This window comes from Okeania sp. KiyG1, assembly GCF_014132355.1.
In the GTDB taxonomy this organism is placed as follows: Bacteria; Cyanobacteriota; Cyanobacteriia; order Cyanobacteriales; family Microcoleaceae; genus Okeania.
The window spans coordinates 27,505-43,808 of sequence record NZ_BLZO01000012.1 but is presented as its reverse complement, the minus strand read 5'-3'; the positions used below and the strand labels follow the sequence as shown (position 1 = coordinate 43,808).

At 41.4% G+C, this 16,304-nt stretch carries 4 protein-coding genes; all 4 read left to right on the top strand.

Annotated features, from left to right (window positions below; all coding sequences use genetic code 11):
• Positions 1–31 precede the first annotated feature (31 nt).
• From SAGCYANO_RS01435 to SAGCYANO_RS01420, 4 genes are read left to right on the top strand one after another with little or no spacing between them, the layout of a single operon-like run.
• On the top strand, positions 32–3,514 hold the full coding sequence (locus SAGCYANO_RS01435) for an amino acid adenylation domain-containing protein (RefSeq protein ID WP_237395520.1): 3,483 nt from the start codon (positions 32–34) through the stop codon (positions 3,512–3,514).
• Positions 3,515–3,516: 2 nt separating this feature from the next.
• Complete coding sequence (locus tag SAGCYANO_RS01430) at positions 3,517–8,196, top strand: non-ribosomal peptide synthetase (RefSeq protein ID WP_202218458.1); 4,680 nt, start codon at positions 3,517–3,519, stop codon at positions 8,194–8,196.
• Positions 8,193–11,645, top strand: coding sequence for a non-ribosomal peptide synthetase (locus SAGCYANO_RS01425; protein ID WP_202218457.1), 3,453 nt, complete (start codon positions 8,193–8,195; stop codon positions 11,643–11,645). Before SAGCYANO_RS01430 ends, SAGCYANO_RS01425 begins: the two co-directional genes overlap by 4 nt.
• The gene (locus SAGCYANO_RS01420) at positions 11,642–16,300 is read left to right on the top strand and encodes a non-ribosomal peptide synthetase (protein ID WP_202218456.1); all 4,659 of its coding nucleotides are present in this window, start codon (positions 11,642–11,644) and stop codon (positions 16,298–16,300) included. The genes SAGCYANO_RS01425 and SAGCYANO_RS01420 overlap by 4 nt, the downstream gene beginning before the upstream one ends.
• Positions 16,301–16,304: the final 4 nt, after the last annotated feature.

The window sequence follows — 16,304 nt, the reverse complement described above, 5'->3', positions numbered from 1 at the left end:
ACAATCAAGAAAAATGGGAGGAAATAGAACTGTGAAAACCTTAGAGAAATTTTTAGAGAATCTGGCTAATCAAAATGTCAAATTATGGCTTGAAGGTGAACGCTTGCGTTGTAAAGCTCCAGAGGGAGTATTGACATCAGAGCTACAGACTCAATTAAGCAATCGTAAGCAGGAAATTATTACTTTTTTACAACAAGCTAATTTAAAGAGAAATTTCAAGGAAAACCCAATTAAGCCTATAGAGCGAAATGTCGCTCCTCCACGGTTATCCTATGCACAACAAAGGCTATGGTTTATAGAAAAAATGGCCTTGAGTAGCAACGCCTACAATATGCCATTGACCCTACATCTAGTAGGAGAACTAGACTATGTAGCCCTAGAAAAAAGTCTCAACCAAATTATAGCTCGCCATGAAACCCTGAGAACCACCTTCAGGGAAATCAATGGCACACCAGTACAAATAATTCAACCCCCCTTTGAACTACAACTACCCAAAAAAGACCTCAGTGGGTTAACAGCATCTGAGCAAACTACCAAACTACAACAACTACTCCCACAAGAAAATGAACAAACATTTAATCTAGAAGTAGACCCCCCCATACGGGCTCAGTTGTTTCAACTAGGAACAACAGAACACATACTGCAAATCACATTACATCACATCGCAAGTGATGGCTGGTCACTCACAGTATTAGCCAAAGAACTCTCAGCCATTTATACTGCTACACTGGAAGAGAAACCATCCCCATTACTAGAGCTACCTATACAATATGCCGACTTTGCAGTGTGGCAAAGAAACTACTTACAAGGTGAAACTCTCGAAAGCCAATTCAACTACTGGAAGCAAAAGCTACAAAACTTACCCCAACTGCAACTACCAACAGACCATCTGCGACCCCCAGTTCAAACCTTTAATGGAGCAGGTATACCGATCAACATACCAGCAGCACTAACATCAAAAGTTAAACAACTGAGCCAAAAGCAGGGAAGCACCCTATTTATGACCTTGCTCGCAGTATTTAAGGTATTGTTATTTCGTTACAGTGGTCAACAGAGTATAGCAGTAGGTTCGCCCATAGCCAACCGCAACCGCCGAGAAATAGAAGAGTTAATTGGTTTCTTTGTCAACTCCCTAGTGATGCACACATACCTGGGAGGGGACTTGAGTTTCACAGAAGTATTAAACCGAGTTAAACAAACAGCCCTAGAAGCATACTCTCACCAAGACATACCCTTTGAGAAATTGGTAGAAGAGTTGCAGCCAGAAAGGTCTCTATCGCAAAATCCCTTATTTCAGGTGATATTTGCAGTTCAGCAGAGTGAACAAATGAAACCATCATTCAGCCTGCCTAACTTAGAGGTAGAGTTAGGTTGGGAGCGATGGATGGGAGCTCAAATGACAGTGCGGATGGACTTAGAGTTACATCTGTGGCCAGAAGGAGAGGAAATCAAAGGATTTTGTGCCTATAACCGAGACTTGTTTGAGCCACAAACAATTACTCGTATGCTGTCACATTATGAAAACTTACTATTAGCAGCAGTAGAGAGTCCACACAGACCTATTAGCAAGTTGCCATTAATGACACAGCCAGAGCTAGAGCAAATACTGAGAGAATGGAACAATACCACAACAGATTATCCAGATGACAAATGTATCCATCAGTTATTTGAAGAGCAGGTAGAAAACAACCCCAATGCAATAGCAGTAGTATTTGAAGAGCAAAGCTTAACTTACTCTCAATTAAATACTAAAGCAAATCAACTAGCACATTACTTGCAAAAATTGGGAGTAGGTTCAGAAAGCCTAGTGGGAATATGTGTAGAGCGTTCGTTAGAGATGGTAATAGGTTTACTCTCCATACTTAAAGCAGGAGGAGCTTATGTACCATTAGACCCCACTTATCCATCAGAACGTTTGGCTTATATGATTTCTGATGCCCAAGTGTCTGTATTGTTGACCCAGGAATCATTAGTAACATTATTACCAGAACATCAAGGTCAGATAGTGTGTTTGGATAGTAATAAAAATCTATGGTCTGATTGTTCTCCAGGTAATTTGAGCAGTGAAGTCAAACCATCAAACTTGGGCTATGTCATTTATACCTCTGGCTCCACAGGTAAACCCAAAGGAGTAGCCATGAGTCAAGGTGCTTTGGTAAACCTAATACATTGGCAACGGGAGGAAGCAGTAGTTAGTCAAGGGGCAAAAACTCTACAATTTGCTCCCATTAGCTTTGACGTATCCTTCCAAGAAATATTCTCCACTTGGTGTGATGGGGGGACTCTGGTGTTAGTGTCTTCAGAGCTGAGGGGTGACCCGTTAGCATTGATGGAATTCTTAACTCACAACCAAGTAGAGCGACTATTTTTACCATTTGTAGGTTTGCAACAGTTAGCAGCAGTGGCTTGTGAGTGCGAAAATTTGCCACCATTGCGGGAGGTGATCACAGCAGGAGAACAATTGCAGATAACTCCAGACCTAGTGGAGATGATGCAGCGACTACCGGTGTGTAGACTACAAAATCAATATGGACCATCAGAAAGCCATGTAGTTTCTGCTTATACATTACAAGGAGATGTGGATAACTGGCCGACACTCCCTCCCATAGGTCGTGCGATCGCTAATAGTCAACTTTATATTCTCAGCCGTGAGCAACAACCAGTACCAGTGGGGGTTCCAGGAGAACTTTACATTGGAGGAGTAGGTTTGGCCAATGGTTATTTGAGGCGCCGTGAACTAACAGCGGAGAAATTTATCCCCAATCCTTTTGAGTTTTCAAAAGCCACGAAATTATATAAAACCGGAGACTTATGCCGTTATCTAGCTGATGGGAACATAGAATTTTTAGGGCGCATTGACCACCAAGTCAAAGTGCGAGGATACCGTATTGAAACAGGGGAAATAGAATACACTTTAACTCAATATCCGACAGTTAAAGAAACAGTAGTAGTAGCAACAGAAGATCGCCAGGGTAATAAACGTCTAGTGGCTTACCTAGCGCTAGAAACTGAAACTCCAGCTAGCTCAAACCAAGAGGTATCAGAGATCGAACAAATAGATCGGGTGAAACAGTATCTCCAAGAGCAGTTGCCGGAGTATATGATACCTTCTGGGTTTGTAGTGTTGTCACAACTGCCACTGACTCCTAGTGGAAAGGTAGACCGTAAGGCATTACCTGTAATGGATAATATCGGTAGTGTGTCAACGGAGTATATAGCTCCTGAGACGGAGACCCAGAAAGTATTAGCAGAGATTTTGGCAGAGGTGTTGGGAATAGAAAAGGTGGGAATACATGATAACTTCTTTGATTTAGGTGGGCATTCTTTACTGGCAACTCAAGTTGTGTCTCGAATACGACAAGCCTTTGAGATAGAGTTTCCTTTAAGAAAACTATTTGAATCTTCTACAGTGGAAAGTATAAGTAAGTATATAGATACCTCTATTTGGGCAGCCAAAACACTTCCAATTACCCAAGATAATAGAGCTAATAAACGTAATCAAGGAGTTCTCTAGGTATGAAACAAATACAAATGATAGAAGAGTTTTTATTTGAGCTTCGCAACCAAGACATTCAACTTTGGCTTGAAGGAGATCAACTACACTATAGTGCTCCTGAAGGAAAACTTACACCCACATTGCTAGCTCAACTGCGGGAACGTAAAGCAGAAGTCCTCAGCTTTTTGTACAGTGCCAAACAATCTGTATACTCACAGCCGTATCAAATAAAACCTACTGAGCGAAACGGCAACCTGCCACCCTTGTCTTATGCACAACAAAGGCTATGGTTTATAGAAAAAATGGCTTTGAGTAGCAACGCCTACAATATGCCATTAACCCTAGATCTAGTAGGTCAACTAGATTATGTAACCTTACAAACAAGTCTCAACCAAATCATCGCTCGCCATGAAACCCTGAGAACCACCTTCAGTGAAATCAACGGCACACCAGTACAAATAATTAAACCCTCTTTTGAACTACAACTACCATTAAAAGACCTCAGTGGATTAACACCATCAGAAGCTACCACCAAACTACAACAACTACTACAACAAGAAAATGAACAAACATTTAATCTGGAAGTAGACCCCCCCATACGCGCTCGGTTATTTCAACTAGGAGCTACTGAACACATACTGCAAATAACATTACATCACATAGCCAGCGATGGCTGGTCACTGACAGTACTACCCAAAGAACTATCAGCTATTTATACGGCCCAACTGGAAGATGAACCATCCCCATTACCAGATTTGCCCATACAATATGCCGACTTTGCAATTTGGCAAAGGAACTACTTGCAAGGTGACACCCTAGAAACTCAACTCAACTACTGGAAGCAAAAGCTGCAAGAGGTACCCCAACTACAATTACCCACAGACCATCCCCGGCCTGCCTTTGAAACTTTTCGAGGAGCAGGCATACCGATAAACATACCAGCAGCACTAACATCAAAAGTTAAACAACTGACCCAAAAGCAGGGAACGACCCTATTTATGACCTTGCTAGCAGCCTTCAAAGTATTGTTGTCTCGTTACAGTGGTCAAGAAAGTATAGCAGTAGGTTCACCCATAGCCAACCGCAACCGCAGTGAAATAGAAGGGTTAATAGGTTTCTTTGTCAACTCCCTAGTCATGTACACAGACCTAGGAGGGGACTGTAGTTTCACAGAAATATTAAACAGGGTGAAACAAACAGCCCTAGAAGCATACTCTCACCAAGACATACCCTTTGAGAAGTTGGTAGAACAGTTGCAACCAGAACGGAGTCTATCCCAAAACCCCTTGTTTCAGGTGGTATTTGCGGTGCAGCAGGAGGAAATATTGAAACCATCCTTTAGCTTACCTAACTTAGAGGTAGAGTTAGGTTGGGAGCGATGGATGGGAGATTTAATGACAGTGAGGTTTGACTTAGAGTTACATCTATGGCCAGTAGGAGAAGAAATCAAAGGATTTTGTGCCTATAACCGAGACTTGTTTGAGGCGGAAACAATTACTCGTATGCTGTCACATTATGAAAACTTACTATCAGCAGCAGTAGAGAGTCCAGAGTTACCAGTTGGCAAATTGCCATTAATGACAGAGGTAGAGCAAGAGAAGATTCTGATAGAGTGGAACAACACAACAACAGATTACCCAAAAGACAAATGTATCCATCAGTTATTTGAAGAGCAGGTAGAAAAAAACCCAGATGCAATAGCAGTAGTATTTGAAGAGCAAAGCTTAACTTACTCTCAATTAAATACTAAAGCAAATCAACTAGCACATTACTTGCAAAAATTGGGAGTAGTTTCAGAAACCCTGGTTGGTATCTGTGTAGAGCCTTCAGTAGAAATGGTAATAGGTTTACTCTCCATACTCAAAGCTGGAGGAGCTTATGTGCCATTAGACCCGAACTATCCCCAAGAACGCCTAGAATATATGTTCGCTGACTCCCAAGTGTCAGTGTTGCTAACTCAACAGCAAATATTAGCTCAACTCCCCCAACATCAAGCCCAAGTAGTTTTTCTAGATAGAGATTGGGAAAAAATAGCTACAGAAACACCAGAAAAAGTCAAGAGTGAAGTCAGTCCCCAAAATTTAGCTTATGTAATTTATACATCAGGTTCCACAGGTAAACCCAAAGGAGTATTAGTAGAACACAAGGGACTGTGTAATCTGACAAGAGTTCAAAGTAGAGCATTTGAAGTCAACTCCAACAGCAGAGTGGTTCAGTTCGCCTCATTAAGTTTCGATGCCTCCATCTGGGAAATAGTCATGGCTTTAGGTTCAGGAGCGAGTTTGTATATGGGCAGCCGAGATACCTTAATGCCAGGAGCAGGAATGAATAAGTGGTTGCACAACAACAAAATCACCCATATCACGATTCCTCCTTCAGCTCTAGCAGTGATGCCCAAAGAGGAATTACCTGATTTAAAGACCATAGTAGTAGCAGGAGAAGCTTGCCCACCAGAGCTAATATCGTACTGGGCAAAGGGGCGACAATTTGTGAATGCGTACGGACCAACAGAATCAACAGTATGTGCGACAATGGCCGAATGTTCACCAGAATGTTCAATACCGCCCATAGGTAGGCCGATCAGCAATACTCAAATCTATATTCTAGACAGAAATTTACAACCAGTACCCACAGGAGTAGCGGGTGAAATTTATATAGGTGGGATAGGTTTAGCTCGTGGGTATCTCAAGCGAGAGGATTTAACACTTCAGAGGTTTATCCCCAATCCCTTTGATAACACTCAAAAGTCAAAATTATACAAGACAGGAGATTTAGGCCGTTATCTAGTTGATGGGAATATAGAATTTATGGGACGCCTCGACCACCAAGTGAAAGTGCGAGGATACCGAATAGAAACAGGAGAAATAGAAGCTACCCTAACTCAACATCCCAGTGTCAAGCAAACAGTAGTAGTAGCAAGAGAAGATAACTCAGATGCTCAACGTCTAGTAGCATATATAGTACCTGAAGTTGAAAGCAGCATCACATCAAATCCAGAACTATCAGACACTCAAATCAACAGTTGGCAAAACCTATTTAACCAACAAATTGATGAACACAAGAGTGAAGTAACCGACCCATTATTCAACATCTCAGGTTGGAGTAGCAGTTATGACAACCAATCCTTACCAGAAAGTCAAATGCGAACCTGGGCAGGAGATATTGTAGCTCAAGTATTAGCACATGAACCGGAAAAAGTATGTGAAATAGGTTGTGGAACAGGGTTGCTACTATTTCAAATAGCCCCCCACACACAAGCCTATTTAGGCATAGATATATCCAGTATATCACTAGAGTATATCCAACAACAAATACTAGCCGAACCAGAGAAATATGCTCATGTTAATCTAGCACAGAAAAGAGCAAATGAGATAGGTGACATAGCAGCTCAAAGCTTCGACGTGGTGCTCTTAAACTCGGTGATTCAATATTTTCCGAACGTAGAGTATTTGTTACAAGTAATATCTCAGGCAATTCGGATAGTCAAACCAGGAGGGATGATTATCCTAGGAGATGTCAGGAATTTGCCATTAATGAAAGCATTTCACTCTTCGGTGCAACTGTATCAAGGAACTCCATCACTGTCAGTAGAACAACTCAAGGCAAAGATAGACAGACAAATTCAACAGGATAAAGAGTTGTTAGTGTCACCAGATTTGTTTGTAGCTCTTAAAGAAAAACATCCAGAAATAACTCATGTACAAATCCGTTTACAGAGGGGAACAGAACACAATGAACTGAATAAATATAGGTATAGCGTACTGTTGCATATAAATGTACAGCCAGCATCAGTAATCACACAGACTGTAGAAAGTGGAGCGGATATGAGTTATGAGGATATCAAAGCATATCTGCAACAAAAGCAACCAGAATCAATTTGCTTTAGTGGTTTAGTGAATCAGAGAGTGGCCAAGGATGTAGATTTAGTAGAGTTGCTATCACAGCCAAAAGCAAAAGAGAATGTACAACAGTTGAGGCAGAGGTTAGAGTCAAAGGGAGTCAAAACTATAGACCCAGAAAGTTTATATGAACTGAGTTCGGATTTAGGATATAGTTTAGAGTTGTGTTGGTCAGGACAGGGAAGTCCCCAATTGATGGATGGGGTATTTGTCAGCAGTGAGTTAGCCAAAGAAGGGATAGTGCTAACACCCCTAACTCAAAAATCGGTGCCAGGAGGAAACTGGGTTCATTATGGGAATAATCCTTTGATCTCCCAGTTGAGAAAGGAACTGATACCGCAGTTGAGAGAGTATCTGGAGTCGAGGTTGCCAGAGTATATGGTGCCATCGGGGTTGATGGTGTTGTCACAACTGCCACTGACACCGAATGGTAAGGTAGACCGTAAGGTATTGCCTGACCTGGATGTGGCCAGTAGTGTGTCAACGGAGTATGTAGCTCCTGAAACAGAGACACAGAAAGTCTTAGCAGAGATTTGGGCCGAAGTGTTGGGAATAGAAAAGGTGGGAGTTTATGATAACTTCTTTGATTTGGGTGGGCATTCTTTGATGGCAACTCAGGTTGTATCTAGGGTGCGAAATACTTTGAATCTAGAATTATCCCTACAAAACCTATTTGAGAATTCAAATGTGGCAAGTCTGGCTCAGGAAATAGACACCTTATTAATGATAGCAAAAGATGTTCTCCAGAGTATAGGGGAAAGTTCTGTACAACAAGAAGATGAGGAAAGAGGAGAATTATGAAAACTATTAAGCAGTTATTGTCAGAGCTTCGTAGTTTAGGGGTTAAGCTTTGGGTGGAGGAAAACCGCCTACAATATAGTGCCCCAAAAGGAAAGATGACATCTATACTACGCAGTGAGTTGGCTGACCGGAAGGCTGAAATATTAAGCTTTATGCTTCAAATTAAACAAACTACTAATATTTTTGAGGAGCAAATCAAACCTATTGAGCGAAATGGCAACCCTCCACCCTTATCTTATGCACAACAAAGGCTATGGTTCCTAGAAAAAATGGCCTTGAGTAGCAACGCCTACAATATGCCATTAACCCTAAATCTGGTAGGGCAACTAGACTATGTAGCCCTAGAAAAAAGTATCAATCAAATCATCGCTCGCCATGAAACCCTGAGAACTACCTTCAGTGAAATAGATGGCACACCAGTACAAATAATTCGACCTCACTTTGAACTCGAACTAACGAAAAAAGACCTAAGTGAGTTAACACCATCAGAAGCTACTACCAAACTCCAACAACTACTCCAACAAGAAAATGAACAAATATTTAATCTGGAAATAGACCCTCCCATACGCGCTCGGTTATTTCAACTAAGAACAACAGAACACATACTGCAAATCACATTACATCACATAGCAAGCGATGGCTGGTCACTCACAGTATTACCGAAAGAACTATCAGCTATTTACACGGCCCAACTGGAAGAGCAATCATTCCCATTACCAGAGCTACCAATACAATATGCAGACTTTGCAGTATGGCAAAAGAACTACTTACAAGGTGAAACCCTCGAAACCCAACTTAGCTATTGGAAGCAAAAGCTCCAAAATTTATCTCAACTACAACTACCCACAGACCATCCCCGACCCCCAGTTCAAACTTTTAATGGAGCAGGTATACCCATAAACATACCAGCAGCACTAACATCAAAAGTTAGACAACTGACCCAAAAGCAGGGAACCACCCTGTTTATGACTTTGCTAGCAGCCTTCAAAGTATTACTGTCTCGTTACAGTGGTCAAGAAACTATAGCAGTAGGAACACCGATAGCCAATCGCAACCGCAGTGAAATAGAAGGATTGATTGGTTTCTTTGTCAACTCCCTAGTCATGTACACAGACCTAGGAGGGGACTGTAGTTTCACAGAAATATTAAACAGGGTGAAACAAACAGCCCTAGAAGCATACTCTCATCAAGATATACCCTTTGAGAAATTGGTACAAGAGTTGCAACCAGAACGGTCTCTATCGCAAAACCCCTTATTTCAGGTGATATTTGCAGTTCAGCAGAGTGAACAAATGAAACCATCCTTCAGCTTGCCTAACTTAGAGGTAGAGTTAGGTTGGGAGCGATGGATGGGAGATCAAATGACAGTGAGGTTTGACTTAGAGTTACATCTGTGGTTAGAAGGAGAAGAAATCAAAGGATTATGTGTCTATAACCGAGACTTGTTTGAGCCACAAACGATTAGTCGCATGGTGTCACATTATGAAAACTTACTATCAGCAGCAGTAGAGACTCCAGAGCAACCTGTGAGCAAGTTGCCATTAATGAAAAAGGCAGAGCTAGACCAAATATTGGTAGAGTGGAACAACACGAAAACAGATTACCCTACTGACAAATGTATCCATGAATTATTTGAATATCAGGTAGAGAAAACACCAGATGCAGTAGCAGTAGTATTTGAAGAGCAAAAGCTGACCTATTCGGAATTAAATAGTAAAGCTAATCAACTAGCACATTATTTGCAAAAATTGGGAGTAGTACCAGAAACCTTAGTGGGTATCTGTGTAGAGCGTTCAGTAGAAATGGTAGTAGGTTTACTCTCCATACTCAAGGCAGGAGGAGCTTATGTGCCATTAGACCCAAATTATCCCCCATCGCGTCTCAATTACATGATAGAAGATGCAGAACTATCTATACTACTGACTCAACAAAAATGGCAACATCATCTATCGGACACAAAAGCATCTGTGATTTGTTTGGATACAGACTCCGAAATTATTGCTCAACAGAGTCAGGAAACGCCTAAAAATCAGGTAACAGCCAATCAGTTAGCTTACGCGATCTATACTTCAGGTTCGACAGGCAAGCCAAAAGGAGTAACTATTCCTCATCAAGGATTATTAAATCTAGTGTTCTGGCATCAACGTACTTTTGAAGTGAAACCATCAGATAGAGCGTCTCAAATAGCAGGAGTAGGTTTTGATGCCTCTGTGTGGGAAATCTGGCCTTACTTGAGTGCAGGTGCAAGTTTGCACTTAGTAAACTCAGAAACTCGTCTGTCTCCAGAAGCATTGAGAAATTGGCTAATCTCAGAAAAAATAACAATGAGTTTTGTCCCAACGCCTCTACTGGAGAATTTGTGTGCCTTAGAATGGAGTGCCGAAACCGAATTAAGAACTGTACTCACAGGAGGAGATCGGCTACAAAAGTACCCATCGGCAGCTTTACCATTCCGTGTATTTAATAACTATGGTCCGACAGAGAATACAGTAGTAACTACCTGTGGGTTGGTAGTTTCAGGTCAAGGAAGCACTATTTCACCACCTATTGGTAAACCAATATCCAATACCAAAGTATATATTTTGGATAAAAATTTGCAACCAGTGCCCATAGGAGTAGCAGGAGAACTTCATATTGGAGGAGATAGTTTAGCAATAGGGTACTACAACCGCCCCGAACTCACAGCCTCCAAATTTATTCCCAACCCTTTTGAGTTTTCAAAAGCCACAAAGTTATATAAGACAGGAGACTTAGGACGTTATCTAAGTGATGGCAATATAGAATTTATGGGTAGAATTGACCATCAGGTAAAAGTGCGAGGATACCGTATTGAAACAGGAGAAATAGAAGCGACTCTAACTCAACATCCCACAGTTAAAGAAACAGTGGTATTAGCAAGAGAAGATAACTCTGGTAATCAAGATTTAGTAGCTTATCTAGTGCTAGAAAGTGAAACTCCAGAAGTATCAGAGGCAGAACAAATAGATAAAGTGAAACGGTATCTGAAACAGCAGTTGCCGGAATATATGATACCTGGTAGGTTTGTACTGTTGCCACAACTGCCACTGACACCGAATGGTAAGGTAGACCGTAAAGCACTACCTGTCCCGGATGTGGCCAGTAGTGTGTCAACGGAGTATGTAGCTCCAGAGACGGAGACACAGAAGGAATTAGCAGAGATTTGGGCCGAAGTGTTGGGAATAGAAAAGGTGGGAGTTTATGATAACTTCTTTGATTTGGGAGGCCATTCTTTGAGAGCAACTCAGGTTGTGTCTAGGGTGCGAAGTACTTTGAATCTGGAGTTATCGGTAAGTAAGCTATTTGAAAACCCTACTATCGCTCAATTAAGCAGTGACCTTGAAGCTATAGATGACAATAACCTATCTCTAGCAAAACGACTACAAACTACTTCTAATAACCAAGAAAAACGAGAGGAAATAGAACTATGAAAACATTAGAGAAATTTTTAGACGAACTCGCTAGTCAAGATGTTAAATTATGGGTTGAAGATGAACGCTTGCGTTGTAATGCTCCAGAGGGAGTATTGACATCAGAACTACGCATTCAACTAAGCGATCGTAAGCAAGAAATTATTACTTTTTTACAACAAGCTAATTTAAAGACAGACTCCCAGCAAAACCAAATCAAACCTATTGAGCTAAATGGCAACCCTCCACCCTTGTCTTATGCACAACAAAGGCTATGGTTTATAGAAAAAATGGCTTTGAGTAGCAACGCCTACAATATGCCATTAACCCTACATCTAGTAGGTAAGCTAGACTATATAGCCCTAGAAAAAAGTCTCAACCAAATCATCGCTCGCCATGAAACCCTGAGAACCACTTTCAGTGAAATCAACGGCACACCAGTACAAATAATTAAACCCTCTTTTGAACTACAACTACCATTAAAAGACCTGAGTGAGTTAACACCATCAGAAGCTACCACCAAACTACAACAACTACTCCAACAAGAAAATGAACTTTCATTTAATCTAGAAGTAGACCCTCCCATACGCACTCAGTTGTATCAACTAGGAACAACAGAACACATACTGCAAATCACATTACATCACATAGCCAGCGATGGCTGGTCACTGACAGTATTACCCAAAGAACTATCAGCTATTTACACGGCCCAACTGGAAGACCAACCATCCTCATTACCAGATTTGCCCATACAATATGCCGACTTTGCAGTGTGGCAAAGGAACTACTTACAAGGTGAAACCCTAGAAACCCAACTCAGTTACTGGAAGCAAAAGCTGCAAGAGGTACCCCAACTCCAACTACCCACAGACCATCCCCGACCTGCAGTGGAAACCTTTCGAGGAGCAGGTATACCGATCAACATACCAGCAGCACTAACATCAAAAGTTAAACAACTGACCCAAAAGCAGGGAACCACTCTATTTATGACCTTGCTAGCAGCATTCAAAGTATTACTGTCTCGTTACAGTGGTCAAGAAAGTGTAGCAGTAGGAACACCGATAGCCAACCGCAACCGCAGTGAAATAGAAGGGTTAATAGGTTTCTTTGTCAACTCCCTAGTCATGCACACAGACTTGGGAGGGTTCCCAAGTTTTACAGAAGTGTTAAATAGAGTCAAACAAACAGCTCTAGAAGCATACTCTCACCAAGACATACCCTTTGAGAAGTTGGTAGAAGAGTTGCAGCCAGAAAGGTCTCTATCCCAAAACCCCTTATTTCAGGTAATGTTTGCGGTGCAGCAAGAGGAAATCTTAAAACCATCCTTCAACTTACCTAACTTAGAGGTAGGTTGGTATGAAGGGGCAGAAGCTGAGATGACAGTAAGGTTTGACTTAGAGTTACATTTGTGGCCAGTAGGAGAAGAAATCAAAGGATTCTGTGCTTATAACAGAGATTTATTTGAGGCCGAAACAATTAGTCGGATGCTGTCACATTACCAAAACTTGCTCACGGCAGCAGTAGAGACACCAGAGGAACCTATTAGCAAATTGCCATTAATGACAGAGGCAGAGCAAGAGAAGATACTGATAGAATGGAACAATACTATAACAGATTACCCAACTGACAAATGTATCCATCAATTATTTGAAGAGCAGGTGGAGAAAACCCCGGATGCAATAGCAGTAGTATTTGAACAACAAAAGCTGACCTATTCCGAATTAAATAGTAAAGCCAATCAACTAGCCTGTTATTTGCAAAAGTTGGGAGTAGGTTCAGAAAGCCTAGTGGGAATATGTGTAGAGCGTTCAGTAGAAATGGTAGTAGGTTTACTCTCCATACTTAAAGCCGGAGGTGCTTATGTACCATTAGACCCGCATTATCCCCCATCGCGTCTCAATTACATGGTAGAAGATGCACAACTATCCGTAATCTTGACTCAAGAAAAATGGCAACATCATCTACCTCAAACAACAGCTCAAGTAATATGTCTGGAGTCAGATCAAGCCAAGACAGAAAGCGGAGAAAACCTAAAAGTATCAATAACATCAGAGCATCAAGCATACATGATGTATACATCCGGGTCAACAGGTCAACCCAAGGGAGTAAACATCAGACATCAAGGAGTAGTGCGACTGGTAAAAAATACCAACTATATTACCCTGACACAAGAAGATATATTCCTACAATTAGCACCCATATCCTTCGATGCAGCCACATTGGAAATTTGGGGCAGTCTGCTCAATGGAGGAACTCTAGTAGTAATGCCACCTCATAAACCCTCCCTAGCAGAAATAGGAGTAGCAGTGAGGGAAAACCAAGTCACAACCCTATGGCTGAGTGCAGGATTATTCCAACTGATGGTAGAAGAGGAACTAGAAAACTTACTCTCACTCAAGCAACTATTAGCAGGAGGAGACGTCTTATCAGTTACTCATGTGCAGAAAGTCGTAGAAAAACTGCCTGGATGTAAATTAATAAACGGTTACGGACCAACAGAAAACACAACATTCACCTGCTGTTTCCAAGTCTTGGCGGATAGTAACCTAGAAAAATCAGTCCCCATAGGTAAGCCAATATCGAACACCCAAATATATATCCTGGACTCAAATCTCGAAACAGTCCCCATAGGAGTGCCTGGAGAACTTCATATTGGAGGAGATGGTTTGGCAAAAGGCTACCACAACCGCCCCGAACTCACAGCCTCCAAATTTATTCCCAACCCTTTTGAAAACTCAAAAGCCACAAAATTATATAAAACAGGAGACTTAGGACGTTATCTAAGTGATGGCAACATAGAATTTCTAGGTAGAATAGACCATCAGGTAAAAGTGCGAGGCTATCGTATAGAAACAGGAGAAATAGAAGCAGTCCTGAACTCAGCCCCTCAAGTCAAAGAAACAGTAGTAGTAGCAACAGAAGACAAGGCAGGAGACAAACGTTTAGTAGCATACATAGTACCAGAAACCCAAAGCACAACAACCACCAACCCCGAACTATCAGAAACTCAAGTAGACAGTTGGCAAGACATATTCAACCAACAAATATACGACCAACTAAGTGAAGTAAGTGACCCCCTATTCAACACCAGAGGATGGATAAGCAACTACGACAACCAACCCATACCAGTAGAGCAAATGCGCATCTGGGCAGGAGATATAGTAACTCAAGTATTAGCAGCTAAACCAGAGAGTGTATGGGAAATAGGTTGTGGCACAGGAATGCTGCTATTTCAAATCGCACCCCAGACAAAAAAATATTTAGGAACAGATATCTCCAATGTCTCATTAGAATACATCAAAAAACAAATAGAACAGGAACCAGACAAATATAGTCATGTATCCTTAGCACAGAAACGAGCGGAAGACATGGCAGATATAGCTGAGAACAGTTTCGATGCCGTATTACTGAGTTCCATAGTTCAGTATTTCCCTAGTGTGGAGTATCTATTGCAAGTAATAGAAGAAAGCATCAGGGTAGTAAAACCAGGAGGAATGATTTTCCTAGGAGATATCCGCAGTCAGCCATTAATGAAAGCATTTCACTCTTCGGTGCAACTGTATCAAGGAACTTCATCACTGTCGCAACAACAACTAAAGGCCAAGATAGACAGAAAAATGGAGCAGGAGACCGAGTTACTGGTATCACCAGAATTGTTTGTAGCTATCAAAGAAAAACATCCAGAAATAACTCATGTACAAATCCGTTTACAGAGGGGAAGGGAGACAAATGAACTGAATAAATACCGCTATAGTATACTATTGCATATAGAAGCCCCAGCGGAATCAATAATACCAGGGACAGTAGAAAATGGAGCAGGTATGAGTTATGAAGAAATAGAAACTTATCTGCGAGAGCAAGAGCCAGAATCAATATGCTTTAGTGGTTTAGTCAATAGCAGAGTGGCAAATGATGTAGAGTTGGTAGAGTTGCTGTCACAGCCAGAATCAAAAGATAATGTGCAGCAGTTGAGGCAGTTTTTAGAGTCAAAGCAAGTCAATAGCATAGAGCCAGAGAGGTTATATGAACTGAGTTCGGATTTAGGGTACAGTTTAGAGTTGTGTTGGTCAGCTCAGGGAAAAGGAGAATTAATGGATGCGGTATTTGTGCGCAGTTTCTTAGCAAAAGAAGGGATAGTGTTAACACCGCTGACTCAAAAATCGGTGGTAGGAGGTAACTGGAATAATTATGGTAATAATCCGTTGAGTTCTCAGTTGAGAAAACAACTGATACCAGAGTTGAGAGAATATCTGGAGTCAAAATTGCCAGAGTATATGGTGCCATCAGGGTTGATGGTGTTGTCGCAACTGCCTCTAACTCCTAACGGTAAAGTAGACCGTAAGGCTTTGCCTGTCCCAGATTTTGCCAATAGTCTGTCAACGGAGTATGTAGCTCCTCAGACGGAGACACAAAAGGTATTAGCAGAGATTTGGGCCGAAGTGTTGGGTATAGAACAGGTGGGAATACACGATAACTTCTTTGATTTGGGTGGCCATTCTTTGATGGGAACTCAAGTTGTGTCTCGGGTGCGAAGCACTTTGAATCTGGAGTTATCGGTAAGTAACCTATTTGAAAATCCTACTATCGCTCAACTAGCAGAAGTTTTAGTTGAACAACAATTGGAACAAGTGGACAGCGATATACTTGAACAAATTTTAGCTGAGGTTGATCAATAATGAA